The organism is Luteitalea pratensis (assembly GCF_001618865.1).
GTDB lineage: Bacteria > Acidobacteriota > Vicinamibacteria > Vicinamibacterales > Vicinamibacteraceae > Luteitalea > Luteitalea pratensis.
This window is the reverse complement of record NZ_CP015136.1, coordinates 1,805,616-1,831,232: the sequence shown is the minus strand read 5'-3', so window position 1 is coordinate 1,831,232 and position 25,617 is coordinate 1,805,616. Positions and strand designations below refer to the sequence as shown.

At 66.4% G+C, this 25,617-nt stretch carries 25 protein-coding genes and 1 pseudogene; 15 read left to right on the top strand and 11 right to left on the bottom strand.

The window, feature by feature from the left end; all coding sequences use genetic code 11:
* Positions 1-40: 40 nt before the first annotated feature.
* Positions 41-1,570: an MFS transporter gene (locus LuPra_RS07495; protein WP_157898862.1), complete on the bottom strand. Its 1,530-nt coding sequence runs from the start codon at positions 1,568-1,570 to the stop codon at positions 41-43.
* A gap of 195 nt (positions 1,571-1,765) precedes the next feature.
* Here LuPra_RS07495 and LuPra_RS07490 point away from each other — a divergent pair, with 195 nt between their 5' ends.
* From LuPra_RS07490 to LuPra_RS07445, 10 genes are all read left to right on the top strand, one after another.
* A complete protein-coding gene (locus LuPra_RS07490) occupies positions 1,766-2,188 on the top strand; it encodes a cupin domain-containing protein (protein ID WP_234800776.1) in 423 nt (140 codons plus the stop codon).
* Positions 2,185-3,417 (top strand): Tm-1-like ATP-binding domain-containing protein, encoded by a 1,233-nt coding sequence (locus tag LuPra_RS07485; RefSeq protein WP_110170171.1) that lies wholly within the window; start codon positions 2,185-2,187, stop codon positions 3,415-3,417. Before LuPra_RS07490 ends, LuPra_RS07485 begins: the two co-directional genes overlap by 4 nt.
* A 130-nt stretch (positions 3,418-3,547) precedes the next feature.
* A complete protein-coding gene (locus LuPra_RS07480) occupies positions 3,548-4,435 on the top strand; it encodes a phosphoenolpyruvate hydrolase family protein (RefSeq protein ID WP_110170170.1) in 888 nt (295 codons plus the stop codon).
* A 25-nt stretch (positions 4,436-4,460) separates the two neighbouring features.
* The gene (locus tag LuPra_RS07475; RefSeq protein ID WP_110170169.1) at positions 4,461-8,132 is read left to right on the top strand and encodes a PVC-type heme-binding CxxCH protein; all 3,672 of its coding nucleotides are present in this window, start codon (positions 4,461-4,463) and stop codon (positions 8,130-8,132) included.
* Positions 8,133-8,355: 223 nt separating this feature from the next.
* Positions 8,356-8,859 (top strand): hypothetical protein, encoded by a 504-nt coding sequence (locus tag LuPra_RS07470; RefSeq protein WP_110170168.1) that lies wholly within the window; start codon positions 8,356-8,358, stop codon positions 8,857-8,859.
* Between the two features lie 21 nt (positions 8,860-8,880).
* Positions 8,881-9,648 (top strand): LSm family protein, encoded by a 768-nt coding sequence (locus LuPra_RS07465; protein ID WP_157898861.1) that lies wholly within the window; start codon positions 8,881-8,883, stop codon positions 9,646-9,648.
* A gap of 194 nt (positions 9,649-9,842) precedes the next feature.
* Positions 9,843-10,133: a DUF3303 domain-containing protein gene (locus LuPra_RS07460; protein ID WP_110170166.1), complete on the top strand. Its 291-nt coding sequence runs from the start codon at positions 9,843-9,845 to the stop codon at positions 10,131-10,133.
* Between the two features lie 7 nt (positions 10,134-10,140).
* Positions 10,141-10,653 (top strand): GNAT family N-acetyltransferase, encoded by a 513-nt coding sequence (locus LuPra_RS07455; protein ID WP_110170165.1) that lies wholly within the window; start codon positions 10,141-10,143, stop codon positions 10,651-10,653.
* Between the two features lie 330 nt (positions 10,654-10,983).
* Positions 10,984-11,466 (top strand): hypothetical protein, encoded by a 483-nt coding sequence (locus LuPra_RS07450; RefSeq protein WP_110170164.1) that lies wholly within the window; start codon positions 10,984-10,986, stop codon positions 11,464-11,466.
* Positions 11,467-11,481: 15 nt separating this feature from the next.
* On the top strand, positions 11,482-11,640 hold the full coding sequence (locus tag LuPra_RS07445) for a PEP-CTERM sorting domain-containing protein (RefSeq protein ID WP_157898860.1): 159 nt from the start codon (positions 11,482-11,484) through the stop codon (positions 11,638-11,640).
* Between the two features lie 114 nt (positions 11,641-11,754).
* On the opposite strand, the gene LuPra_RS07440 is transcribed toward LuPra_RS07445, so the two are convergent.
* Positions 11,755-13,524: a DUF6178 family protein gene (locus LuPra_RS07440; RefSeq protein ID WP_110170162.1), complete on the bottom strand. Its 1,770-nt coding sequence runs from the start codon at positions 13,522-13,524 to the stop codon at positions 11,755-11,757.
* 445 nt (positions 13,525-13,969) lie between these two features.
* On the opposite strand from LuPra_RS07440, the gene LuPra_RS07435 reads away from it, so the two are divergent.
* The 5 genes from LuPra_RS07435 (at position 13,970) to LuPra_RS07415 (ending at position 16,504) form a co-directional block, all read left to right on the top strand.
* Positions 13,970-14,455, top strand: a complete 486-nt coding sequence (locus LuPra_RS07435) for a cupin domain-containing protein (protein ID WP_157898859.1) — start codon at positions 13,970-13,972, stop codon at positions 14,453-14,455.
* Positions 14,456-14,546: 91 nt separating this feature from the next.
* Positions 14,547-15,044: a DinB family protein gene (locus LuPra_RS07430; RefSeq protein ID WP_234800911.1), complete on the top strand. Its 498-nt coding sequence runs from the start codon at positions 14,547-14,549 to the stop codon at positions 15,042-15,044.
* A 141-nt stretch (positions 15,045-15,185) separates the two neighbouring features.
* On the top strand, positions 15,186-15,647 hold the full coding sequence (locus tag LuPra_RS07425; protein WP_157898858.1) for a hypothetical protein: 462 nt from the start codon (positions 15,186-15,188) through the stop codon (positions 15,645-15,647).
* A 72-nt stretch (positions 15,648-15,719) separates the two neighbouring features.
* Complete coding sequence (locus LuPra_RS07420; protein ID WP_157898857.1) at positions 15,720-16,133, top strand: serine hydrolase; 414 nt, start codon at positions 15,720-15,722, stop codon at positions 16,131-16,133.
* The gene (locus LuPra_RS07415) at positions 16,133-16,504 is read left to right on the top strand and encodes a hypothetical protein (protein WP_157898856.1); all 372 of its coding nucleotides are present in this window, start codon (positions 16,133-16,135) and stop codon (positions 16,502-16,504) included. The genes LuPra_RS07420 and LuPra_RS07415 overlap by 1 nt, the downstream gene beginning before the upstream one ends.
* A gap of 150 nt (positions 16,505-16,654) precedes the next feature.
* Here LuPra_RS07415 and LuPra_RS07410 read toward each other — a convergent pair whose 3' ends face one another.
* The 9 genes and pseudogenes from LuPra_RS07410 to LuPra_RS07370 form a co-directional block, all read right to left on the bottom strand.
* The gene (locus LuPra_RS07410; RefSeq protein WP_110170156.1) at positions 16,655-18,256 is read right to left on the bottom strand and encodes an ankyrin repeat domain-containing protein; all 1,602 of its coding nucleotides are present in this window, start codon (positions 18,254-18,256) and stop codon (positions 16,655-16,657) included.
* A gap of 103 nt (positions 18,257-18,359) precedes the next feature.
* Positions 18,360-18,542, bottom strand: coding sequence for a helix-turn-helix transcriptional regulator (locus tag LuPra_RS07405; RefSeq protein ID WP_157898855.1), 183 nt, complete (start codon positions 18,540-18,542; stop codon positions 18,360-18,362).
* A gap of 85 nt (positions 18,543-18,627) precedes the next feature.
* The gene (locus LuPra_RS07400) at positions 18,628-20,514 is read right to left on the bottom strand and encodes an FtsX-like permease family protein (RefSeq protein WP_157898854.1); all 1,887 of its coding nucleotides are present in this window, start codon (positions 20,512-20,514) and stop codon (positions 18,628-18,630) included.
* A pseudogene (locus tag LuPra_RS07395) lies at positions 20,507-20,908 on the bottom strand (permease prefix domain 1-containing protein); the annotation flags it as partial. The gene LuPra_RS07400 and the pseudogene LuPra_RS07395, both read right to left, overlap by 8 nt.
* Positions 20,909-20,920: 12 nt before the next feature.
* Positions 20,921-22,894: a hybrid sensor histidine kinase/response regulator gene (locus tag LuPra_RS07390; protein WP_157898853.1), complete on the bottom strand. Its 1,974-nt coding sequence runs from the start codon at positions 22,892-22,894 to the stop codon at positions 20,921-20,923.
* The gene (locus LuPra_RS07385; RefSeq protein WP_110170151.1) at positions 22,884-23,831 is read right to left on the bottom strand and encodes a sensor histidine kinase; all 948 of its coding nucleotides are present in this window, start codon (positions 23,829-23,831) and stop codon (positions 22,884-22,886) included. Before LuPra_RS07385 ends, LuPra_RS07390 begins: the two co-directional genes overlap by 11 nt.
* Complete coding sequence (locus tag LuPra_RS07380) at positions 23,824-24,831, bottom strand: ATP-binding protein (protein ID WP_162271322.1); 1,008 nt, start codon at positions 24,829-24,831, stop codon at positions 23,824-23,826. Before LuPra_RS07380 ends, LuPra_RS07385 begins: the two co-directional genes overlap by 8 nt.
* A gap of 8 nt (positions 24,832-24,839) precedes the next feature.
* Positions 24,840-25,238, bottom strand: coding sequence for an anti-sigma regulatory factor (locus LuPra_RS07375; protein ID WP_110174575.1), 399 nt, complete (start codon positions 25,236-25,238; stop codon positions 24,840-24,842).
* Positions 25,225-25,611, bottom strand: a complete 387-nt coding sequence (locus LuPra_RS07370; protein ID WP_201792180.1) for an STAS domain-containing protein — start codon at positions 25,609-25,611, stop codon at positions 25,225-25,227. The genes LuPra_RS07375 and LuPra_RS07370 overlap by 14 nt, the downstream gene beginning before the upstream one ends.
* Positions 25,612-25,617: the final 6 nt, after the last annotated feature.

Genomic DNA, 25,617 nt, shown 5'->3' with positions numbered 1-25,617 from the left:
CGCCCCCAGCGTGCCGGGCGGCCCGCGGTCGCCGGATGCGTCAGGGCACGCGCGCGCCTTGCAGCCGCTCTGCGCGATAGCCGCCACGGCGACGATCGTTCAGGTACATCGTCCCGAACACCGCGACCAGGAACAGCGCCGCCGGCGCGACGTACCGGAACGAGTCCTGTCCACCTCGCGCCTCGGCAGGTTGCAGGATGGCACCAGCCTCGGCGACCACGGGATCGTCGAGGTGCGTCGCCACGACCGCGCGCAACGCCGTCGCGGTCGCATCGCCGCGAATCTCCCCCGACTGGCGCAGGTCCGCGAGCGCCGTGCGCGTCGCTTCGAGTGCGTCACTCACGTCACTGGCGCGGACCGTGCTCTTGCCCGAAAGCGCAGTCGCCAGGTGAGCCGGAAAGCGCTGCTCGACCCGGTCGAGGACAGACCGCGCCTGCGCGGGATCGATGGCCTTGGCGAGGAACCCGTCGGCCAGGCGCCCGATCAGCGGCACACCAACGCCACCTGCCATGCCGAGGCCGATGCCGGCGGTGAGGACGATCCCGAGCGAACCGGTCCGCGGCAACCGCTCACTCACCAGCCCCACCATCGTCGGGAAGAAGAACGCCACGCCCCACGCGAAGATTGTCGCGACGGCCAGCGCGGACCACAGCCCCTGCACGAAACTCAGAAGGAAGAGGCCGCTGCCGGTCAACACGGCGGCGGTCAGCAGCATGCCCGTGGGCGCGAGGCGCTCGACGAAATGACTCGCCAGCAACCGGAGCACCACCATCCAGCCGCTGATCCAGACCAGGACCAGGATGCCGTGCATGCCGACCGCCTCGAGCACCATCGGCACCCAGCGCATCGGCCCGAGCTCGATCGACGTCGTGACCGCCATCGTGGCCAGGAGCAGCAGGAACAACGGGCTGGTGAGCGTGTAGCGGAACATCTCGCCGACCGGGATTCCGGCCTCGGCGTTCTCGGTCTTCGGAAAGTGCTGCGGCAGCACCAGGGTGCCGTATACCAGGATCGGAATGTAGATGACCGCCAGCTGGTACGGCCAGTAGGCGAAGCGTCCGCCGAAGGTCGCCAGCACGAACCCGACCAGCCCTCCAGCGACGATCCCGATCGGGAAGAAAGCGTGGAACCAGTTGAGGCGGGTCGTCTTCTCCTCGGGATACAGCGCGGCAACCAGCGGATTACCGGCGACCTCGATCATGCCGTTGCCGACGGCCAGCGTCGCCGCACCGACCATCAGCACCCAGAACGCCGATGGCGACCCGACCTGCGTGACCGCCGCGATCATCAGGGTGATGCCGGTCAGGTGCGCCGCGAAACCGAAGCGTGCGCCGTTCTTGAGCCCGAAGGCCTCGAGCATCGGCCCGAGCACGAGCAGCGAGATCGCCATGCCCCACAGAGCCGCGCCACCGATCAGGCCCACCTGGTAGTTCGTGAGGATGAAGTCCTGCTTCAGCGCCCCGAGGATGTTGCTGACGATGGCAAACGAGGCGCCGGTAGGGATCAGCGCCAGGCAGATCCCCGAGAACAGCCGTGCACGATTGACGCCTTGCGCAGACACATCTGTCATCACATGCTCTCCCGTTGACGCGCCAGCCTGGTTCGTCGATCTGGCCGGCGGCGCGCATCGTCGCGAGATCGACGCCTGCGCGACCTTCGGGACCGGAAACGCGGCCCCGCCCCCGGCCAAGACCTGCTCGATGCGTGCGCAGTATACGCGCGCCCTGTGATACACGTGTTGCTCTCGTCGAGACGGAGGATGGACGTGGCAGGAGATACCAGGGGCGCGCCGGCCCTGCGCTTCGTGACCTCGGAGGACATCGAGGTCGACCAATTGCCCTGGGGACCGCACGAGTGGTTGTGCCGCCCCGGGCTCACCGAGGCCCGCGACCTGCTGCTCGTTCGCGTACGGATGCCTCCGGGCACCGGACACGCATTCCATCGCCATCCGGCCATGGAAGAAATCATCTATGTGGTCTCCGGTACCGCCGAGCAGTGGGTCGATCGCGACATGCGCCACCTCGGCGCGGGAGACATCGCGCACATCCCGAAGGACGTCGTGCACGGCACCTACAACGCCGGCGAAGACACGCTGGTGTTCCTGGCGATCCTCTCCCCTGCCATCATCGACGGCCCAGCGCTCGTCGATGAGTCGTCCGAGGAGCCCTGGAGATCCTTGCGCTCATGACGCCTCGCACCGTCCTCCTACTCGGCACGCTCGACACCAAAGGTCAGGAATACGCCTTCGTCCGTGACTGCATCCAGGCACGCGGCCAACGCACGCTCCTCGTCGATATCGGCGTGCTTGGCGATCCCACCGTCAGTCCCGATGTGACCGCAGACGATGTGGCGCGCGCCGGGGGCAGTGATCTCGCGGCGTTACGCTCCCGAGGCGACCGCGGGCACGCGGTGGACACGATGCAACGTGGCGCCTGTGCCCTGCTGCCCGCGTGGTACGCGGCGGGCCGCTTCGACGGCGTCCTCGGCCTCGGTGGCGGCGGCGGCACGACAATGGTGGCCGCGGCGATGCGGACGCTGCCAGTCGGCGTGCCGAAGGTCATGGTCTCGACGATGGCCTCGGGCAATACCGCGCCGTACGTGGACGTGAAGGACGTCACGCTGATGTATTCGGTGGTCGACATCGCTGGCCTGAACCCGCTGTCGCGCCGCATCCTCGCGAATGCGGCCGGAGCCATCTGCGGCATGGTCGAACAGGCCTCGCCGGCAAACCACACCGATGGCCCCACTCGCCAGCTCGTCGCGGCAACGATGTTCGGCGTCACCACGCCGTGCGTCACAGCCGTACGGACGGCCCTGGAAGCGGCCAGCTACGACGTCACCGTTTTTCACGCCACCGGCTCCGGCGGGCGCGCGATGGAAGGTCTCATCGACGACGGCTACTTCGCGGGGGTGATGGACGTGACGACGACAGAGTGGTGCGACGAAGTCGTAGGCGGCGTGCTCACGGCGGGTCCGACCAGGTTGTCGGCGGCCGGACGTCGCGGCATCCCGCAGGTTGTGTCAGTCGGCGCGCTTGACATGGTCAACTTCGGCGGTATCGAGACCGTGCCGCAACAGTTCAGGAACCGCAACCTCTATCGCCACAATGCGACGGTCACGCTGATGCGAACGACGCCGGACGAATGCGTCGAGATTGGCCGACGCATCGCGGCGCAGTTGAACACGGCGACGGGCCCGACGGCGCTCGTGCTGCCGCTGCAGGGCGTGAGCGCCATCGACGCGCCAGGCCAGCCGTTTCATGACCCGGAGGCTGATGCGGCGCTGTTCGACAGCCTGCGGCGTCACCTCGACGGTCGCGTCCGGGTGAGCGAGGTTGAAGCACACATCAACGAGCCGGCCTTCGCCGCGGCGCTGGTTGACACGTTCGAAGGACTGAACTTGCGTCTCAGGTCTTAGGTCTCAGGTCTTAGGTCTTAGGTCTTAGGTCTCAGGCTTGAGACCTGAGGCTTGAGGCTTGAGGCTTGAGACTTGAGGCTTGAGGCTTGAGGCTTGAGACCTGAGACTTGAGCCGTAAGGAGATGCAGGCATGCCGTTTCTGGGGCGTAAGACAATGCTGGGCCGGTTGCGCAGGCGGGTGGCGGCGCGGCAGCCGATCGTCGGCGCGGGGGCGGGGACGGGCATCTCGGCGAAGTTCGCCGAGCGTGGCGGCGTCGACCTGATCATCATCTACAACTCCGGGCGATTCCGCATGGCCGGCCGTGGCAGCCTGGCCGGCCTGATGCCGTACGGCGACGCCAACGCCATCGTCACCGATATGGCCCGGGAGGTGTTGCCCGTCGTGCAGGACGTGGCGGTGCTGGCCGGCGTGTGCGGCACCGACCCGTTCCGCATCATGCCCGTGTTCCTGCGCGAGCTGAAGGCGATGGGCTTCGACGGTGTCCAGAACTTCCCCACCGTCGGCCTGATCGACGGCGTGTTGCGGCAGAACCTCGAGGAGACCGGTATGGGCTACGGCCTCGAGGTCGACATGATCCGCGAGGCTCACAAGCTGGACCTGCTGACGTGCCCGTACGTGTTCGACGCCGACAGCGCCCGCGAGATGGCGCGGGCCGGCGCCGACGTCCTGGTGGCACATCTTGGGCTGACGACAAAGGGCTCGATCGGAGCGAAGACGGCGTTGACGCTCGACGAGTCGGCGGCGCGCGTGCAAGCGATGCACGATGCCGCCCGGGCGGTGCGCAAGGACGTCTTCGTCATCTGTCACGGCGGGCCGATCGCGGAGCCCGAGGACGTGGCCTACGTGCTCGCACACACCACCGGCGTCGACGGCTTCTTCGGCGCGTCGAGCATCGAACGCTTCGCCACCGAGGTCGGCATCGAGGAACAGGCGCGGCGGTTCCGCACGCTGACGCTGCCCGGCAAGGCGCGCTCCACACGCAAGACAACGAGGAAGACCGCCCGTGCGCGACGTTGACGCCGGGGATCGACGAAGGACTGGCATGCATCGACAACCATCTCGCTCCCCCCTGACACTCGCGGTGGCGGCGCTCGCCCTGCTCGCATCAGTCGGCTTCTGGTCGGCTGAGGTCAGCGGCTTCCGACATTCGGCATTCCGGCATTCAGCAATGCAGGGAGCACCCGGACCCGCCAAAGGCGCGACACAGCCCGAAGGCCGACGGCCGAATGCCGAAGGCCGGGCGCTCCGCGTGTTGTTCCTGGGCCACACCAGCCCGCACCACCCGTCGATGGCGCTCATGCCGATTCTGGCGGCGCCGCTCGCGCGCAAGGGCATCCAGCTGACGCACGTCGCGACGCCTGAAGAAGCGCTGCGGCCGGAGGTGCTGGCGCACTACGACGCACTGATGATCTACGCCAACCACAAGACGCTCACCGAGGCGCAGGAGCAGGCGCTGGTGTCGTTTGTCGAGGGCGGCAAGGGCCTGATCGCGCTGCACTGCGCATCGGCGATGTTCACGGAAGCCGCGCGTTACATTCCGCTGGTCGGTGGAGAGTTCAGCACGCACGGCACCGGCGACTTCAGTGCCGAGATCGTCACTCCGGACCATCCGATCATGCGTGGACTTGCGCCCTTCACCACGTGGGACGAGACGTACGTCCACAAGCGCCACAACCCCGTCGATCGCACGGTCCTGATGGAGCGGGTCGACGACAAAGGGCGCGAGCCGTACACGTGGGTACGGACGCAGGGCAAGGGCCGGGTCTTCTACACCGCGTTCGGCCACGATGAGCGCACGTGGCGCAACCCCGGCTTCCAGCAACTGGTCGAGCAGGCGACGGTGTGGGCCGTGTCGGACTCGTCCCGCCAGGCCTGGCAGCAGCTCAAGGTGCCGGCCGTCACGTATCTCGACGGCTTCAACGTCCCGAACTACGAGAGGCGCGACCCGGCGCCGAAGTACCAGATGCCGTTCTCGCCCGCCGATTCGATGAAATTCATCCAGGTGCCGGCCGAGTTCGACCTCCAGCTGTTTGCGCAGGAGCCGGACATCATCAAGCCGATCGCGTTCTCGTTCGACGCGCGTGGGCGACTGTGGGTCATCGAAGCGATCGATTACCCGAACCTGGTGCTGAATGGCGAGCCTGGCGCCGACCGGATCAAAATCCTCGAAGACACCAATGCAGACGGCCGGGCCGACAAGTTCACCGTCTTCGCCGATCGGCTGAACCTGGCCACGAGCCTGGTGCACGTGAAGGGCGGCGTCGTCGTCGCGGCGGCTCCACACATGTTGCTCCTGGAGGACACCAACGGCGACGACAAAGCGGACAAGCGCACGGTCCTCAGCACGGGGTGGGGTATCAGCGACAGCCACGCAGGCCCGTCGAGCCTCCTCTACGGGCCCGACAACTACATCTGGGGAACCGTCGGCTACGCGGGCTTCAAGGGCGAGATGAACGGGCGGCCCATGCAGTTCTCGCAGGGCGTCTTCCGGTTCAAGCCCGATGGTTCGGCGTTCGAGTTCGTGACGGGCTCGACCAACAACACGTGGGGACTGGGCTTCTCGGAGACGTTCGACGTCTTTGGCTCGACGGCCAACAACGACCCCAGCTTCTACGTCGCCATTCCCAATCGTTACTTCGAGGGCGTCGAAGGGTTCAGCACCGGTGCGCGGCCGGCGAGCGGCCTCGGCTACCAGAGCGCGGCGCAGTTCTACGCCGCGCATTTCATCACGCCGTACATCCGCCAGGTGGACGTGCACGGTGGCTATACCGCGGCGGCCGGGCATCAGCTGTACACGGCACGCAGATTCCCGAAGGCGTACTGGAACCGCATTGCATTCATCACCGAACCGACCGCGCATCTGGTCGGCCAGGGAATCATGGAGAAGGACGGCGCCGGCTTCGTCACCCGAGACGGCTACAACCTCCTCGCAGGCGCCGAGGAGTGGGTGTCGCCAGTGCAAGCCCAGGCGGGTCCGGACGGCGCCGTGTGGGTCGCCGACTGGTACAACTTCATCAACCAGCACAATCCGACGCCGCCGGGATACAGCAATGGGCCGGGCAACGCGTACGAGACCTCGATGCGCGATCGGCATCGTGGCCGCATCTACAGGGTTGTGCCGAAGGGGACACCCGAACCGCGAACGCCTGCACTCTCCGCTCCGGCCAGGTCGCCGGCCCGATCGGCAGCGGCGACGACGTCGGAACTCGTCGCGACGCTCTCGTCCGACAACATGTTGTGGCGACTGCACGCCCAGCGACTGCTCGTCGAGCGTGGCGGGCAGGACGCGGTCCCGGCGCTCGTCGCCCTCACGCGAAACACGTCGGTCGACGAGGTGGGCGTGAACGGTGGTGCACAGCATGCCGTCTGGACGCTGGATGGCCTCGGCGCCGTGCAGGACCTCACGAGCGACGCGGGACGCACGCTGGTCGCTGCGCTGAAACACCCCGCCGCGGGCGTACGCAAGGCGGCGGCCACCGTCGTGGCCACACGCCCAGGCGGTGGACAGGCGATCGTGGATGCGGCACTGCTGCGTGACAGCGACCTGCACACGCGGTTGGCGGCGATCCTCGCACTGGCCGATGCCGCGCCATCCGACGCCATCGCGAAGGCCCTCTACGCGGCCAGCCTGGAGCCGGCCAACTACGGCGACCGCTGGCTCAGCCGGGCGCTGTACGTGGCCGCTCACCGTCACCGGGAGCGCTTCCTGACGTTGTATCGCGCTGACCCGGCCGCTGTGCCGGTAACTGCCCTGCCGCTGCCCCTGCGCCTCGGGAGCAACCGGCCGGACTGGCGTCTGCCCGATGCGGCAGCCATCACCGCCGCCTGGAAGGACATGGAGGTGCCTGGCAACTGGGAGGCCAAGGGGCTGCCGAACTTCGATGGCGTCGTGTGGTTCACGCGGACCTTCGATGTGTCGTCGCCGGCGCCCACCAAGCTCAGTTTCGGGCGCATCAACCAGGCCGCCGAGATCTGGGTGAACGGTCAGTCCGTGCCGGCGCCGCCCCGCGACCCGGCGGCGCCCAACGCGCTGCCGGTCTTCACCGTGCCCGACGAGGCGCTGCGTGCCGGTTCGAACACGCTGACGCTGCGCATCCAGAACTACCGCGGTGATGGCGGATTCCTGAGCCCACCCGATCTGTTGTACGTCGAACGCGGCGGTACACGGCAGTCACTGGGCGGGACATGGAAGTCACGGGTCGAGCGGCAGACCAACGCCGCGACCCTGTACGCCAAACCCGGCGAACTCGCCGCGCATCTCGCGCTGGCGACGACGACCGCGACGTCTGCGAGCAACACGCCGTCGGCACCAGCGGCCAGGCCGGATATCACGATTGCCCTGAGTGTGGTGCCGGGCCAGATGAAGTTCGATCGCGCCGATCTGACCGTCGCGCCAGGGCAACTCGTGCAACTCGTGTTCACCAACCCCGACGTCATGCAGCACAACTTCATCCTCGGGGCGATCGGGTCCCTGGTGCAGCTGGGTGCGGCCGCCGATCAGATGCTGACCACCGGCGACGCGCTCGCGCAGAGTTACGTCCCGCAGACGCCACTCGTGCTCTTTTCGACGAGCATCGTCGACCCGGGACAGACGATCACCGTGCAATTCCGTGCACCGTCGCAGGCCGGCGCGTATCCCTATGCGTGCACGTTCCCGGGACATTGGCGGATCATGAACGGCACGCTCACCGTGAAGGCGAATGGGTCGCCGTAGGCGCCCGGGCCACATCGAGCGTCCCGCATATCGGATATCGCACGACATGCGGTAGGTCTTCGGGCCGTGCCCTCCCGACGCTGGGCGAGGTTTTCGCGGCTTTTCGGCGCACACTCGTCGGCCGGGCATCCGGGCGGCGATGGCACGCGACATGCTCGTCAGAGAAGTGACACTCGATGGAGTCGCACCAGGGGCGGTTCTGTCGCACCACCAGGAGTCCCCGATGGTCAGACGTGCACTGTGCGCATGCCTCCTTCTGCTCGGCTTCACTGCTCCAGCGGCAATCGCGCAGTCGCCGGCGGCCAGTGATAAGGACACGCGCCAGGCCAACCTGCGTGCCTACGTCGAGTTGTTGCGGTCGGACATCCGTGCCCAGAAGGTCGCCATCATCACCGAGTTGATGGCGTTCACGGAGGCCGAGGACAAGGCGTTCTGGCCGATCTACCGCGAGTACGACGCCGAACTCGGCGCGCTCAACGACGAGAAGCTGAAGGGCATCCAGGAGTTTGCCGACAATTACGCGACCCTGACCGACGCCATGGCCGACTCCCTGGCGACGCGGGCCCTCGATCTCGAGACACGCCGGACGGCGCTGAAGCAGAAGTACCACGCACGCATCAAGTCCGAGTTGTCACCGCGCATCGCCGCCCGCTTCCTCCAGATCGAGAGCCAGATCCTGCTGCTCATCGACCTGCAGATCGTCGCGGCCCTGCCCATCATCCAGTAGCCACCAGAGAGGCCGAACCAGATGTCAACTCATCGCTCCTCCATCTGCCTGGCTGTGGTCGTCCTGCTCTCGAGTGCAGCGCTGTCGGCCGACCGCGTGCGGCTCCGGTCAGGACAGTCGCTCGAGGGCACCCTCGTCGGCGCCGACGAGGAGGTGGTCACGGTGCTGCTGAAGAACGGCCGCAAGGCGCAGTTCCCGGTGGCCGACGTGGCCTCGCTCGAGTTCACGCCGCGCCGTGTCGAGCCGCCAACGCCGCCACCGGAGCCGACGCGCCGTCCGGCGCCCATCACCGTGCCCGCACAGACGATGTTGAACGTGCGACTCACGCAGGGCATCGACGTCGATGCGACCGGTGCCGGCACGACATTCCGGGCGCTGCTGGACGACCCGGTCATGATCAACGGCCGGGTGGTGATCCCGCGCGGCGCGGGTGTCACGCTGCAGGCGGTGAACGTCCAGCAGTCCGGCAAGATGAAGGGCAGCGACAAGATCACGCTCAAGGCCAACAGCCTGTCCTACGGTGGTTTTTCGTACGAGATCGTGACCACCTACGTCGAGACCAAGGGGAAGGGTGAGGGCAAGAAGACCGGCCGCAAGGTCGGCGGCGGTATCGGGCTCGGCGCCATCGTCGGCGGCATCGCCGGTGGTGGCGAAGGCGCAGCGATCGGTGCGGCCGTCGGCGGCATCACCGGCGCGGTGGTCGCGAGCCAGGGCGAGGAGCACCTCAAACTGCCCGCCGAGACGCGGCTCCAGTTCCAGCTCGTGTCCGCGGTCACCGTTCGCCCCTGAGTCGTCGTTCTCGCTCTCGCTCGGATTGGCTGGTACAAGCGCACCCTCCGCGTCGGCGCCTGAACAAACGCGCGCTGTGTACGGATCGCCGCGCTGGGGCGTTCAGTGGCGCTGGGCCCAGTCAAAGGCGACCTGCGCCAGAACGGCCCCGGCGTCGCCACGAGCCACTCGTGGCGCGCAAAACGGAGGACTCAATGCTGTTTCACGTGACGTGGGATTTCGTCGACACATCTGAGGCCAATCAAAAGCGTTCACTCCAGCTCTTTTCGAAGTGGCAGCCTGGCCCCGGAGGCTTCCAGGCCTTTTATGGCTTCGCAGACGGAGGCGGCGGCGTCGCCCTCATCGAAGCCAGTAGCGCCGCGGACCTGGCGAAAACGATGGCCCCGTGGACGCCGTTCCTGAAATTCACGACTCGGGTCGTGCTCCCGATTCAGGAGTCGTCCGAGATCAGCGGCGCGGCAGCCGCCTGGCGCGACACGATCTGATCCGGAGATGCCATTTCGTGTGCGGAGCGCAACGACGGACGACATTCCCGCGCTGGCAGAACTGCATGTACAGACGTTCAACGAGACGCATCGCGCCGGCCGGCCTGGTGGTCCATCGTACGAACTGCGAGAGCGACAGTGGCGCGAGGCGTTTGCCGTCACCGACGAGAGTTGGTTCTGTTTCGTCGTCGAGGACGACGATGGGGACCTGGTGGCGTTCGCGAAGGGCACGCCGCACGATGGTGGCGTGCCTGGTTTCGCGGGGGAGCTGAACAAGATCTACGCGCTGCAACGGGTGCAGCGTCAAGGCCTGGGCCGACTCCTGCTGTGCAGCGTGGCGCGCCAGTTTCTCGGCCGGGGTGTGACCTCCATGCTGCTTTTCGGGGAGGCCTCGAATCCGTCAAACGGCTTCTATGAGGCGTTCGGCGCGCAACGTCTCGTCAGTGACACCGGGGAGTTCCACGGCGGGTACGGCTGGCGCGATCTGCGTGCGCTGGTTGCCCGGTGCGCTGGCCGTTGACCATGCGCCAAAGCCGCGCCTTGCCTTTGCGCAAGCGCCGAGGCTGGGTGTCGGGGACCGTTGCCGAACCTGATGCGTCCAACAGCATGTCTGAACCAGCTCGGCTTCACGTTCGGCCACCGGAGATGACCCTTACGGCAGGGACTCAGCGCCTATCGATGCTGACTAATGTCGCTTCGGGAGCGACAAACGCGTCTGAGTTTTGGTCGCCGTACCTCGTGGAGGGGGACGAATCGCTGGAACGCGAATTGCTGAGCTGTACAGGCACTCCTTCGTTGAAGCTTTTATCCGCGGTCCATTCCCGACATCGGTTGGGAGAGGGGACCAAGTATGAGGCGACTACTGGCCCTGGTAGCACTGGTTCTCGCCGGGAGCGTCGGCAATGCCCAGGCGGCGATTATCACTTTCGAAGACCATTTCGTCCCGGCGGGAACGGCACAGCCTCACAGTGGCGACACGTTTTCCGGTGATTTTGTCTTCGACATGGCGTCGAACGCCTACCAATTCGCCAACAACAGTGCGAAGGTCGACAACGGCAGCACCTACCTCGTGATCCAGGGCGCCCTCCAGGGTCCCCCGATCAGCCAGACGACGTTCTCGCAGAGCGGCGGGACGCCATTCGCGCTGACCTCACTTGATTTCGCCGAGTGGCAGAGCGACCTCCCCGGCAGTCACGCGTACCCCGAGCAAATCACAGTCACTGGCAACCGGCTCGGCGGCGGCACCGTGTCCGCCATGCTCTTCCCGGACGGCATCTTCGATGGGCCAGGCGGGCTACCGGATTTCCAGACGGTTGCCTTTGGTCCGCAGTAGGCGAATCTGACCAGCGTGGTTCTCCTGGGGACTGGAGCGACGACCGGCACCCTCAACTACTTCGCGATCGACAACATCGTCGTCGGTAGCGCCGTGCCAGAACCTGGAACGCTGAGCCTGCTGGCTCTGGGCGCCGCATCCCTGTTCCGTCGCCGTCGGCATAACCGCCACTAGCGCGAAGAGACAGAGACAGAGGGCTATTCCAACTGGCCCTCTGTTCGTTCCGGCGAGTCTTCCGGGAATCACCCGGCGCTTCCCTCGCGCCGACTGGTTCGCCCGGGCACGCGTTCAGCCGGACAACACTCCGGACAGTGTTCGCATGAAGACACGGATGTCGCCGATCTGGGCGTTGGTCGAGATGAACTCGAACGCGCGCGGGCTGACAGGCGACGTGCGGCGTTCGAGGACGGCTCTCAGCGCTGCGGGCAGGATCGGACATTCGTCCAGCAATCCGAGCACACTGATCCAGGCGGTCATGTCGAGCAGCGCGAGCACGTCGGCGGCGTCGCGCGCGCGCCACGGTGTGCCGGCCTCGCGCTGCTTCACGAGCATGCGCGTCAGCGCGTCGAGCCCGCGGCCGGTGTCAGCGTCGACACGATGAAGATCGGCCAACGTCGACACGAGTTGATCGGCCACGAACAGGCTCACGTCCTGGTACAACACCGACCAGCCCACTTCGAACGCCGTCACGAGGTTGCGATCCACGAGGAACGCGTCGGGAGGCATGGCCGTCTCGAGTCCACGTGGCGACGATGCACCCAGCGAGGTCGTGCCCGGCCAGCGCGCGGGCCAGCATTCGAGACCCAGGTTGCAGATGCACGCAGCCGCATCGGACGCTTCCTGGGGCGTGAACGGCCGCGACTGCACGGAGGCTCCCGCGACCAGGGTATTCGCGAGGAACGCCAGCTCACGGTTGCGCGAGAGGTACGCGGTCTCGTCATGGTGCAGGACGAACCTCATCAGCCGCCTCAGCAGGGGGATGCTCGCGGCTCGGGGGTCCTCGTCCGGGGCTTCGAGTAGGGCCCGCGGCCGGTCCGGCATCAGGCCCGCCTCGGCCAGCAGTTGGATGACCGCGTCGATCGATGTGGGGGCGTCATCGTCGCCGCCGACCTGCGTCGCCGAACCCTTGGCGACGGCGGGCGCGGCGTGGTGTGCCACACGTTCAGACGCATCTACCGATGTTGATGTGGTGTCGGCTTCTCCTTCTTCTTCTTCAGTCGCGCGAAAATACGCCGTGGCGATGGGGTTGATCGCAATCGGTGCGGTCGGCGCCGACGCGGCCCGCGGCTGCCGCGCCATCTGAAGGAAGGCGCGCGCGTCGGCCGGCGAGGCGTAGCCGTGCCGCGATCGCCGGCGTTCCCGCTCGATCGCGACGTCGTGGAGGTGCTGCTCCGGTGCCATCAGCAGGTCGTCGAGACCGTCGATCTCCGGTCGGGAATTGGACAAGCGGCGGCATCCATGCATCACCGCGTGGAAGTGATCGTTCTGCTCGGTCTCGAGCGTGACGAGGAGCGTGACGATCGCATCCCACGCATCGGTTCGCCGTGCCCGCACCAGATAGCCGCCCATCTCACACTCGAGCACGTCACCGCTCGTCTCGCTGTTCATCCTGTCGTGGCGTTCCATCGCCTCGTCATCACTCGATTCCGTCGGCTCGAAGGTACCCGGGTCGAATACACGCAGGTAGCGCGAGAGGCCGACGATCACCAGCTGCGTGTCGAGGGCGGCGACGGTGCGTGCAGCCACCGAGTCTCCGGTGTCCACCAGCACTTCGACCCATTCGCCGAAGCGATCGACATCGAACTGTTCGTCGCGTCCCGGCTGCGCGTGGCGCCACAGATCGAGGTCCAGCAAGGAGGTGAGCTGCGCGGGCGTCGCAGCCGTGACCAGTTGGCCGCACGCATCGAGTCCCCGGTACTGAATGAGCTGATGCAGCGTCTCCGGCGCGAGGTGCGGGACGACCCTCGCGAGGAATGGCGAATCCAGGAGACGCGCGAGCCGATGGTCCACCGAGCGCCCATCGCGGGGCGCCGCTTCGCGGTTCGTGGTTGTCGACATGGGCCGGCGATGATACCGGTCCTGCGGGCCAACAAACAGTCTTGAAGAGTGGCGTCGTTAGGGGGATACTGTTCATGGCGATGACGCTCGTCATTCCATGAACGATCCCCCAGGCGCTCCCCTTCCGCCTGCGTCCCTCGCCCTTCAGGTTCGTCACCCCCGTGGAGCCGATCGATGGCGTCCACCCGCTCCGCGATCGGTCGACATCGCGCTGAGGCGGCGTATCCAAGTCATCCATGTGGCCTGACCGGAGCCGGACATCTGTCCCGCGCTTTCGCTCCGGCAATGGCGAGTACACTGCCCACTGAGGTGATGCATGCGCTCGAGAAAGTTTTCGACTGTCGGGACAGCGATCGCAATCCTGGCGGGCGTGATCTGCGCGGCGGCATCCCGGGCGGATCAATCCGCAGGAACTGCGAGTGCCGATACCGCCGCTCGGCCTCTCATGCTCGACAGCGATGAAGGGGAACTGCGGACACGTCGCATTCATGCCGACGGCAGTGGACCCGCCTCATCTCAATTCATCCTCAAGGTGAGCCCGAAGAACAATGGCTCCCAGCATCTGGTGGCCGGGACAGAGGTGCTCGCGCCGGGAGCGACACTGCCGAAGCACAGACACCTGGTCCAGGATGAAATCCTGCTGATCCAGGGCGGAACCGCCCACGTGTGGCTCGGCGACCAGGAGCGCGATCTCCATGGCGGAGGGCTGGTGTTCATCCCGGCGAACACCTGGATAAGTGGGAAGAACATCGGCACCACTCCGATCGCCTTGACGTTCGTCTTCTCGGCGCCGGGCTTCGAGGAGACGATGCGATGCAATTCCGTGCCGGCCGGTGAAACGCCGACCCCGATCACACCCGCGCAGCAGAAAGACTGCGCACACCTCGGGCACTCCGAGAGCGCCGGTCAGCGAGACAATCCGAAGAAGTGAGGGTTGATCGGACACGCGCATCGTTCCACGGTGCTGTGCCCCGTGGGAAGACTCGTTCATCGCCTCTGTCAGGATTTCGCACGTGCTCCAGATGCTGCGTGATCTGATCGCTCACAAGGGACACGCAAATGCTGCCTTGCTGCACGCCATTCAGCAGAACGGCCCGGCAGCGTCCGACCCGGAGCTGTGGGAACTGCTCCATCACGTCCTGCTGGCCAATCGCTTCTGGCTGCTCACCGTTCTGGGCGTACCGTTTGTGCACCAGGACGAGGCTCGCCCCTCTCTCTCGTTCAACGCACTGATCGAGCGATACGGCAGCACTCAGACAGAGGAAACCGCGTGGCTCGACACCGCCACGGAGTCGGACCTCGAGCGAATCGTGGAAGACGCGCTGATTCCGAATGGCAAGTGTTTCGTCGCGCAAGCGTTCATGCAGGTCTGCTTGCACTCGCACGGCCATCGGGCGCAGTGCGCGAAGCTGCTCCGGCGGCACGGCGGCGTGCCACCAGCGACGGACTTCATCCTGTGGCTGACGAGTCGCCCGCGGGCGGAGTGGTCCGTGGCCCCTGGCAGAGAGCGGGTGTCGTGAACGAGGAACCAGGACGGCTGTCCTGAGGCTTCGGCCGTCTAAACGCCGAACGGCCGCAGTCCACGCGGCTGAGGAGGTGTCATGCGGGCTTACAGATCTGCTGTCCTGGCACTCGTCGCTCTCACGCTTGCGGCACTGCCAGTGGCGGCGCAGGACGCAAGAACCGTCGAAGTCACACCGTACGTGGCGGTTGGTTCGGCCGCGGCATCGCCCGTCGGCGCAGCCATCACGTTCCCTGTCACGTCCACGCTCAGTGTCGAGACCGATGTCGCCTATCGTCATGGCGAGGGCCGCATCCACGCGCTGAGTTCAAGCACCAGTCTCTTGTATTTCCTGCCGCGCGTCGGCCAAGCGACACCGTATGTCGCCGGGGGAATTGGGGTATCGCAATACGGCGCGCCCGTGTTCTCCTCCAACGGTCCTCCGATCGGCGCCCAGCCGCGCCTGGCCACGACCATGAACGCTGGCGGCGGCCTGAAGATGCCAATGAATGACACATTGGATCTGCGAACGGATGCCCGGTGGTTCAAGTCCTTTGGCCGTCAGGGATCCGAGCAGTTTCGGGTGGCGCAAGGCATCTCGTTCGACGTCGGCAAACGATAGATAGCGGGTGCGCCAGCTCGAACGGAGGTTGGGGGTGGCTACGAGCATGCTCAGGCGCCCTTCGTATTGCTTGTGGCGATCGCTGCGATCGCCACCGGCTTTGCCGGTCACGCGTCGGATGACACCTTCGCACGTCGCGTTGATGTCATCGCGCGGCGCAGTCTCGATCGGCCGAACGCGGGTCTCTCGATTGCCGTCGCTCGCGACGGCACGTTGATCCTGGCGCGGGGGTACGGTGTCGCCGATCGCGCGCGTGCCGTTGCCGTGACGCCAGACTCGATCTTTCACATCGCGTCCATCTCGAAGAATATTGCGGCGGCCGCGGTGTTGTCACTGGTCGATCGGGGCAGCTGGCCGCCGGCACCCGGGTTGATTACGGACTCGGCACGCGCCTGGGTGCATTTCTTGGTCATCGCGTCCTGGGCCACACTGGCTCGGGCGGAGGTTTCACGACGGTTCTTGAAGATTTCCCGGACGATCGACTGATGATCGCGGTGCTGATCAATACCGAGGCGGCCGCGGCGACCGCCGTCGCGGCCGACATCGCACGAGCAGCCTTCGAGGTTTCAGAGGCGCCGCTGCACGATCTGCCGGCACCCTCATCAGAACTGGCTGCCATTGCGGGGACGTTCGAGTCCGACGAAGGGCCGGTAGATCTGACCCCGTGCGGCGCAAGGCTCTGTTTCAATCTGCCGGACGTGACCGCCGAGCGAAGAGCTCTCAAGCGCGAAGCCCCATTCGTGTATGCCATCGATCGCGACACGATGGTGAGGTTCGTCCGGCGACGCGGCCGCGTCGATTGGACCTTCGCTTACACCGCGGGGTTGATGACGGATGCGAAGCGGCGCACCAGGTGAGTCGCAGGTCCAGCGAGAGCCGCGCGATGCGGGAAACGAGCCGACCGGCCGTCGAGCGGCCAACCCGTTGTGAGCGAAGTTGCCTGGGGTGTCAGCGACGATCCTTCACACGGCGCGTCCGTGCGGCACGAGGCGATGAGGGATCTGGGCTCAGCGTCCCAGTTGCCGCTGCCGTTCCGACTCCTCCAGCCACTGGGCCATCTTGTCGTCGTCTTTGCCGTAGCGCGCCCAACCCCATGCCGTGGCGCCCCAGCGGTAGTCCTTGATTGTCATGTCGATGCCGCGGTCGATGAGGAATCGCATCGCTTCATAGTCGTCCTCGAATACCAGGGTGTGGAGGATGCTCGCCGGCTCGTGAGAGTTCCAGTTGGTGTTGATGTCGGCGCCGTGTTCGAGCAGGAAGTCGGCCACGTCGAAGTGATGGTTGAGCACGGACCACGCGAGCGCGGTGTCGAGCACCTGCTGCACCCCGACGCCGCCCCATTGCGGTTCGCGCGGGTGGACGCTTGTGGCCGGCGCATGATTTGCCGCGTCGCCCAGCGCCGGCTTGGCCTCCGCGTCGAACCAGCGTCTCACGCGGGCGAGGTCTCCGTTCCCGGCGGCGTGCGGCAGATCGTCTGGCAGCGGCCAGATGCGCAGCAGCAGAGGAAGCAGATGCGTCTTCGTATATGTGAACGCGAACTCGATGGCTTGCGACGGGGGCGGAGGCTGCCGCCGCACTACGGCCGGCTCGAGGTCGAGCAGGGCCGTGATGAAGGCCCCGCGATCGTTCAGCGTCGCCACTTCGATCACGCGCACCTGAAACGTCACACACGCATCCGACAACGCCCATGCGTCGCGTCCCAGCGCATCGACAAAGGATGTCAGGTCCCCGTCGTGCAGCGTGCGTGCGATCCGTTCCATGACGAAACCGCGCCACAACCCGGCCTCGGCCACGTCGACGATGTTGGGCGTGTTGGCGATGAAATGCCCGACGAATGCGGCGCGTCCCGGGCCGCGATCGACGTGGCTTGCCAATTCAGCGTCGAGCGTGATGCAGCGATCCAGCAGTAGTGACGCGATGGCCTCGTGCTGGAAGCGACAGGAATGGATGAACGCATCGTTGACGGAAGCCGGATCGTTGGCGTTTTCGCGAAGAGCCGCACGGACCGCGTCGAGATCGCCAAGCGCCGCCAGGAACTCGAGGGTGCGAGGCAGCAGGTTGTTGCGCTGAAACAGCTGCAGCAACCCCTTGGCGCGCGATTGGAGGAGGCCCTTGCATACCGATGGCATGACGACCGCGCCGGCATCGATCAACAGCTCGGCGCACGCCGCGCGGGTGAACCACCTTTCTCTCTCCGGGTCGCCCGCGTCGCCGTAGGCGTCGGTGGCGAATCCCAGCAACCCGCGATCATCCTCGTCGTCGTGCCAGGACATCAACGCCGGGTATTCAGCCAGGAGCTGCTTCAGGCGTTCGACGTCGTTGTCGTGAATGATGCGTCGAGCCTGCGCTGCCGCCGATTCCAGCCCTGTGCCAAGCCGCTGCCCGACCTCGGACATGAGGTCCTGCCAGCCGGTGTAGCCATACTCGCGCGCGATCACGAGTCGCGCGTTGCGCTGCGTCAGCGGCAGATCTACACCGCTGGGCAGGTGCGCGCGCACACGCGCGATGGCCGCGGCGTCACCGGCGGCGACGTCGCGCACGAGCGCCCTTGCCTGCTTACGGAGGGATTCCACTGACCGACGAGCCGGCAGGGACTTCGACGTGGTCATGGCGACCTCCTTTCATGGATCGCCGTCTCTCGCTGAGGAGTTCGAGAGGTGAAATCACCGTGTGCTGCCAGGTGCGAGGCGGGCTCGTGCGTGTGGCGCCCAGTCAGGCATGGTCGTTTCCCGTCACGCGTCGCACGGCCTCGACCAATGCAGCCCACGTCTTGCTCTGCTGCGCGAGCACGCGTTGCCCTTCCGCCGTGACCTTGTAGAGTCGGCGTCGTGGCTCGTCGGACTTTTCGACCCACGTCCCCTTGATCCACCCACGCTCCTCGAGACGGTAGAGCAAGGGATACCCGCGAATCGCTAATCGCTGAACAACCGGCTACCGGTCGTCAGTGAGCAGCGTTGCTGCGCACCCACCACAGGTCAGGTCACTCCGCGCGCAACACGGAAGCAGGATCGGTACGCGAACACTGCCAGACGGGCCGTATCGCCGCCAGCGAGATGGCGGCGACTACGCACCCGCAAGCAGTAACGAGAACCGTCGGTTCGGCGGGCCCAACGCCGAACAGCAGGGCGGCCATCCAGCGCGTCAAGGCCCAAGAAGAAGCAAGGCCCAGTGGAATCGACACGATCAATAACCGCACAGTGTCTCCGAGGAACAGGCCAACGATCGAAGCCCGGCTCGCGCCGAGTGCAATTCGCACGCCCACCTCGCGCCGGCGCAACCAAGCGGTATACGAGACGATCCCATAGATCCCGATGGCGACCAGCGCAAGTGCGAGCACCGCAAAACTCGCGAGGAATTGACTGAGTGAGCGATGGCCCGCTGATTCTTGAGCAATCCATCCTTCAACTGTCCGAACCGCTGCCAGCGGCTGATTGGGATCGACAGCCAGGACAGCCGCACGAATTGACGGAAGCACCTGCATCGCGTCCCGATCGGTGCGAATCATGAACCACGGCGCCTGCGATGGGACGGCAGCGAGCTCGATGATTTCGGGCCGCGGCTCATTCCGGTACTCGATGTTGTTGTCGGCCGTAGCAACGACACCAATGACGTCCAGCACCGCCGGCGCCCCACCGCGCGTCGTCGCGATTGATCCGCCGACGGGATTCTCGCCCGGCCAGAATCGGCGGGCCATGGCCTCGTTGATGATCACCTTGCCGGGAACCGATCCCACATCGCGCCGGTCGAAGTCACGACCGCGGATCATGCGTATCGCGAGCGTACGAACGTATCCGACTGTCACTGAGCGATGCCGGACGAGCGGCGGGTCGTCGCCGAACACGTGAGCGCCGGCCGCGCGGACGGGAAATGCCGCGTCACCGGCGGGGGGATACGGATCAACGACGGCTGCAGCGCGTACGCCGGGCAGTGACTCGATTTGGTCAACCGCCCGGCGAATGAACTCGGCCTTCGTGCCCGCGGCGGCGTATCGCGCACCCAGAAAATGGGTGCGCGCCAGCAACAAGTTCGCAGTGGCGAAGCCCGGCGTCCTCTGCAGTCGAACGGAGAGACTCTTGATCAACGCCCCGGCGCCGAGCAGCAGCGCGAGTGCAAGAGAGATTTCGCACACGAGCAGCGCCTGCAATATCCGACGAGATTTCTGATTGACGCCCGCGGTTCGCCCGTGCTCCCTCAGCGCCGTCTCGTCAGAGTGCTGAAGAAGGTGGCGTGCGGGTGCGAGGCTCGCGAGGATCGCGGTTCCAAGACCGACTGCACTTGTAAAGGCCAGCACGCGCGGGTCGAAGGAGGCCGTCGGGTGCCAGCCCCAGACATTTGCGACGACGCGGCTCCCACCAACCGAGAGCAGCAATCCACCGATGCCCGCCGCCGACGCAAGCAGGAGGCTTTCTGCCAGCAACTGACGAAACAGCCGGCCGCGGCCCGCACCGAGGGCGGCCCGTAGCGTGAATTCATGCTGTCTCGCTGTGGCGCGCGCGAGCAGGAGACTTCCCACATTCATGCATGCGATGAAGAGCACAAATCCAACGGTCGTCTGCAGGAGCAGCAGTGCCTGGCGGTTTTCCTCGCGGTCGACGAACACGGTTTCCGTCAGGGGAACGCCATGCAGAGTGCGCCATCCATTCCCGGTGCGTCGCATCGGCCAGGAGGCCGAGGCCGCTTCCACACCGATGGCTTCGGGCGCGGCCCCAGGACGCAACCTGGCATAACCTTCCCAGTCGAAATTGTTCCGCGCCCGCGTCGACTCCGAAGCGTCGAACATCGCCGGTACGTAAACCTTTGAGACCTCTGGCAGCAGCCACGGGTCCGGGTGGACAACTCCGATGATTGTGTGCGGTTCGTCATTCAAGGTAATGCGCTGTCCAACCGCATCGGGTGGGTGTGCTGGCGCCGTTCGTGAAGCCGACCAATTTCACCAGCCGCGTCGCGTGGGGGTAGGTGAGGACCGGGAACAACTCTCCGCAGATCAGCGTGAAGACAGAAGCGTTGGCCCCGATTCCGAGGGCTAACGACAGCACCGCCACCGCCGCGAAGGCCGGCGATTTCGTGAGCATGCGGAGGGCATAGCGAACGTCCTGGAGGAGATTGTCCAACATCGATTCCCATCCTACGTCGCGAACACGATCCTTGACCGCCTCGATGCTGCCGAACGCCGCGCGCGCAGCCCGCAGCGCATCGTCATGGTTCATGCCGGCCGACCGGTGGCGATCGGTGGCCATTCGAACATACTCGCGAATCTCGTCGTCGAGTTCTTGTCAGTTGGCGTGCGGGTCCGTCCGGGACGGCGCGGGGGCGGTCGGCCCCAGCAACCCCGCCAGCTGGGTCAGCAGCGCCGTCAGGTCGGGTGGCTTGCCGAAGTGAAGCTGGTAGCCCGCCTCGAGGGCGCGTTGGCGGTCCTCCTCACGCGCAAATGCTGAAAGCGCCACGGCCGGCAGTCGTCGCGCGTCCCAGCCGCGCTCACGCACCTCGCGAATCAGATCGAAGCCGTCACTGCCGGGCATCGCGAGGTCGCTGATCAGCAAGTCGGGATCGAACGTGTCGAGGACCTCGAGCGCCTGCGCGACAGAGCCGACGCCGCGCACCTGGCCGCGCACCTCCCCCAGCACTTCCTGCAGGAGGGCGCGCGCGTCCTCGTTGTCCTCCACGACCAGGATGCGCCTGCCGGCCAGGTCGAGCCCCGCCCCGATCGGCTGCGTCGTGCCGTCGGCAACGGTGCCGGCCACGAACACGCGCGGCAACCGCACGAGGAACGTCGCGCCCTGTCCCTCGCCGGCGCTGCTCACCGTGATCGTACTGCCGTGTGCCGTCACCAGTTCGTGGACGATCGCCAGGCCGAGGCCGAGCCCGCCGTAGCCGCGTCGCGCCGATGACTGCTCCTGGCGGAAACGCTCGAAGACGTGCGGCAGGAATTCTGGCGAGATGCCCTGACCGTGATCGGTCACCCTGAATTCGACGGCGGTGGGCGTCTGCGTCAGGTCCACCTCGACGACACCGCCGTTGGCGGAGAACTTCACCGCGTTATCCACCAGGTTCCACACCACCTGCTGGAAACGCGACGGGTCCCACCAGATGGTTTCGACGCCGCGATCGAGATTGGCGTTGATCGTCACGCCCCTGAGCTTGGACAGGCCCTGCAGGCTTGCCAGCGCCGCCGCCACCGCATCCGCCGGGCTGAGCCGCTGCCGATCCAGTTCCAGCTTGCCGGCGGTGATGCGCGAGACGTCGAGCAGGTCCGAGATCAGGCGCGCCTGCACCCACGCGTTGCGTTCGATCGCGTTGACGCGATTGAGCGCGTCCGGGTCGTTGGCGATGAGCGGCGATCGCTGGAGCAGCCGCGAGAAGCCGACAATGGCATTGAGCGGGGTTCGCAGTTCGTGCGAGAGCGCCGCCAGGAAATCGTCCTTGAGCCGATTGGCGTCTTCGGCCTCCGCGCGCGCGAGGCGTTCGAGGGTGAGCAACCGCTCCCGCTCCGCTTCCGCCGCGACTCGCTGCGTCACGTCGCTGACGATAGCGAGGCGGGCGTCGCCGACACTGTCGCGCGACACGTGCCATTCGAGTTCGACGTGAGCGCCGCCGGCGCTGAGCAGCGGCGCGGTGCCGCGCCACCGTCCCGTCTCGTTGAGGGCCGCGGTGATCTCCGCGATGTCGATGTGCCGATCGTTGGGACTGAAGACCGACAGGTGCCGGCCGACGATGGCGTCACGCTCGCGCTCGAGCATCTGCGACATCGCCGGGTTGACGTCGAGGAAGACGAGGTCTTCGGTCAACAACGCGATGCCGTTCATCGCGCAGTCGAACACGGCCTTGAAACGGGCCTCGCTCTCCTGCACGGCATCTTCTGCGCGGCGCGCGCGCAACAGCGCCCGTACCGTGCCGATCAGCACCGGCGCTTCGACCGGGTGCGTGAGGTAGCCATCGGCACCGGCATCCACGCCCAGGATCTTGTCGGCATCGTCGACGAAGGTCGCCGAGAGATACGTGATCGGCGTCCGCCGTGTCTCCGGCAGAGCGCGCAGCTGCCGGCAGACCTGGAAGCCGTCGATGTCCGGCAGGTTGATGTCCAGGACAATCAGATCGGGCCGATCGCGCCGGGCCAGGTCCAGCGCCTCGTAGCCGCTGGCCGCCGTCACCACGCTGAACCCTACCGCCTCGAGGACGTGACTGGTGGCGTAACGGGTCGCCGCGTTGTCGTCGACGACGAGCACCGAGGCCTCGTGTTCACCGGACATCGTTGCCTGCCTGATCGCGAGGCGCACGGGGCGCGTGCGACGGCTCGTGTCCCGGGATCCGTGAAGGGACGACGACCGAAAACGTCGAACCCTGGCCAACCTGGCTGGTCACCATCACGTCGCCGCCGAGCATGACCGCGAGCTTCTTGCTCAGCGAGAGGCCCAGCCCGGTACCGCGCAGGCGCTTCTGCAGCGACGAGTCCACCTGGGCGTAGTCCTGGAACAGCGCCGGGAGATGCTCTGGCGGAATGCCGATGCCCGTGTCGCTCACCGAGAACCGCACCCGATCGCCGGCCTCGAACGTGGCGGTCACCCGCACTTCGCCGCGCGTCGTGAACTTGAGCGCATTCGAGATGAAGTTACGGAGGATCTGCGAGAGCTTGCGGTCGTCGGTGAAGATCGCGGGCACGCCGTGCGGTTCCTCGAAGACCAGCGACACGTCGGTCGAGGCGAGGATCGGCTTGAACATGCCGCGCAGCGCGGCAAACAGGTCCACCATGTCGAACCATGCCGGAGAGATGGTGATACGCCCCGCTTCCACCTTGGCAAGGTCGAGCAAGTCGTTGACCATCTCGGTGAGCTCCGATGCCGAGGTGTTGATGAACGTGACCTGCGTACGCTGCTCCGCTGTGAGTGGGCCGTCCATCTGCGCCAGCAGCAGCCGGGCGATGCTGAGGATGGACCCTAACGGCGTCCGGAACTCGTGGCTCATGTAGGACAGGAAACGGCTCTTCAGATCCGAGACTTCGCGCAGCCGGATGGCATTGTCGTCCAATTCCGCGTACAGCGCGACCACGCCGTGGTTGGTCTCGTCCAGTTCGACAGACAGTGCCGCGATCGTCGCCTCGTGCTGGCGTACAAGGTCCACGGCCTGCGCGAGTTGCGCTCGCAGTTGCTCGATCAGGTCGGTCGTGGAGGGCCCCGCCACGTCAGACATGGATGTCGTCCTTTCGCGACCGGCTCACGACCAGCATCGTCGCGTCGTCCCGGCCGCGCACGAAGTCGCGACTGAGGACGCCGGCAATCACCGCCGGATGTCGGAGCAGCAGGCCGGGGTACTGGTCGAACGACCAGCGGCTGGTAATCCCGTCCGAGTGCATCAGCAACACCCCCGGCGCCGGCATCACGTGCGAGTACGTCGAGACATGGCTCCGGATCTGGACACCCACCGTCCCGTTCTGGCTGGCCAGGCCGCGGCTGCGCTCGCTGCCGACCAGGCTCCCGGCGATGTTGCCGATGCCGGAGTACTGCACCTCACCGGTCGACCCGATCACCGCGCGCGCCAGGGCCGCGCCGCGGCTGCCGTTCAGCGACCGGTGCGCGCTCTGGTAGAACTGCTCTGGCGATGCGAACGGTTCGCCCTCGAAGGCGACGCCTGCGAGATTGGCCGCGACAGCCGCGTCGGGTCCATGGCCGAGGCCGTCGGCCACCATCACGGCGAGTTCCCGTTCGCGCTCGACGCTGCGCCACGTGTCGCCGCAGACATCCTCGCCCTGAGCGGTCAGGCAGACCGCGCCGACCGCGAACACGTTGGGCAGCGCCGTGTGGGTGGCGACCCGCGACACGATCACCGTCCCCTTTCCGGGCATGGAGTGGACGTCGAATTCATCGGACAGCCGCTTCACCGCGCCCAACCCGGTGCCCGGCGTACCGCCGGTCGAGTATCCATCCCGCAGGCATCGCTGCACGTCGGCCATCCCCGGGCCGCCATCCACCGACAGCAGTTCGAGCCAGCGGGAAGCCCCGTGTGACATCACCTGCAGCAGTATCCGGCCGTCGCGTGCGTGGCGCACGAGGTTGGTCGCCAGTTCGTTGGCGATGATCGACGCGTCGCCCCGGCGTGACTCCGACATCGTCAGCGGCTGTGCCATCCGCGCGACGGCGCGACGCACTTCGCCCACCTGGCTCGGGTCCGACACCGGGATGCAGACCTGCACGGGGTCCATCATCTCCACCGCGCGATGGTCACCGTCGTCCCCTGTCCGGGGACGGACTCGATCGAGAACTCGCCGACCAGGCGCTTGGCGCCCGACAGTCCGAGTCCCAGGCCCTGGCCGGAGGTCCAGCCGTCGCTCATCGCCTGCGCGAGATCGGCAATGCCGGGCCCCTGGTCGATGAACTGCAGGCGCAGGCCGTTGCGCGCGCCCTCGGCCAGCAGCTCGCAGACCATGGTCCCCCCCAGCCCGTAGACGAGCGCGTTACGGGCCAGTTCGCTTGTCGCGGTCACCAGCTTGGTCTGATCGACCAGGCCGAAGCCGAGTTCCTGGGTCAGGCGTCGCACCGCCTGGCGCGCGAAAACGATGTCCTGCTCCGAACGGATCGGCAGCGACTCAGTCCTGATAATCGGCACGGAGCGGCTCGGGAGTTGGCGGCCGCCGCAGCAGGCGCATGCCGCGCTCGACGTCGAGCGCGGTCTCCACGCCCTGCAGGCTCAGGCCCAGTTCGACCAGGGTGATCGCCACCGCGGGTCGCATGCCGACGACGACCGTCCGGGCATCGAGGATACGGGCCATCCGCGACAGGTTCGCGATGATCCGGCCGATGAAGGAATCGACGACGTCGAGCGAGGAGATATCGAGCAGCACGCCCTTGGCAGCATGCCGCTCGATCTGGGTCGTGAGGTCGTCCTGCAGCGTCAGCGCCAGGCGGTCGTGCATGTCGACCTGGATCGTGACGAGCAGGAGATTGCCCATCCGGAGGATCGGGATGCGTTCCACCGATCC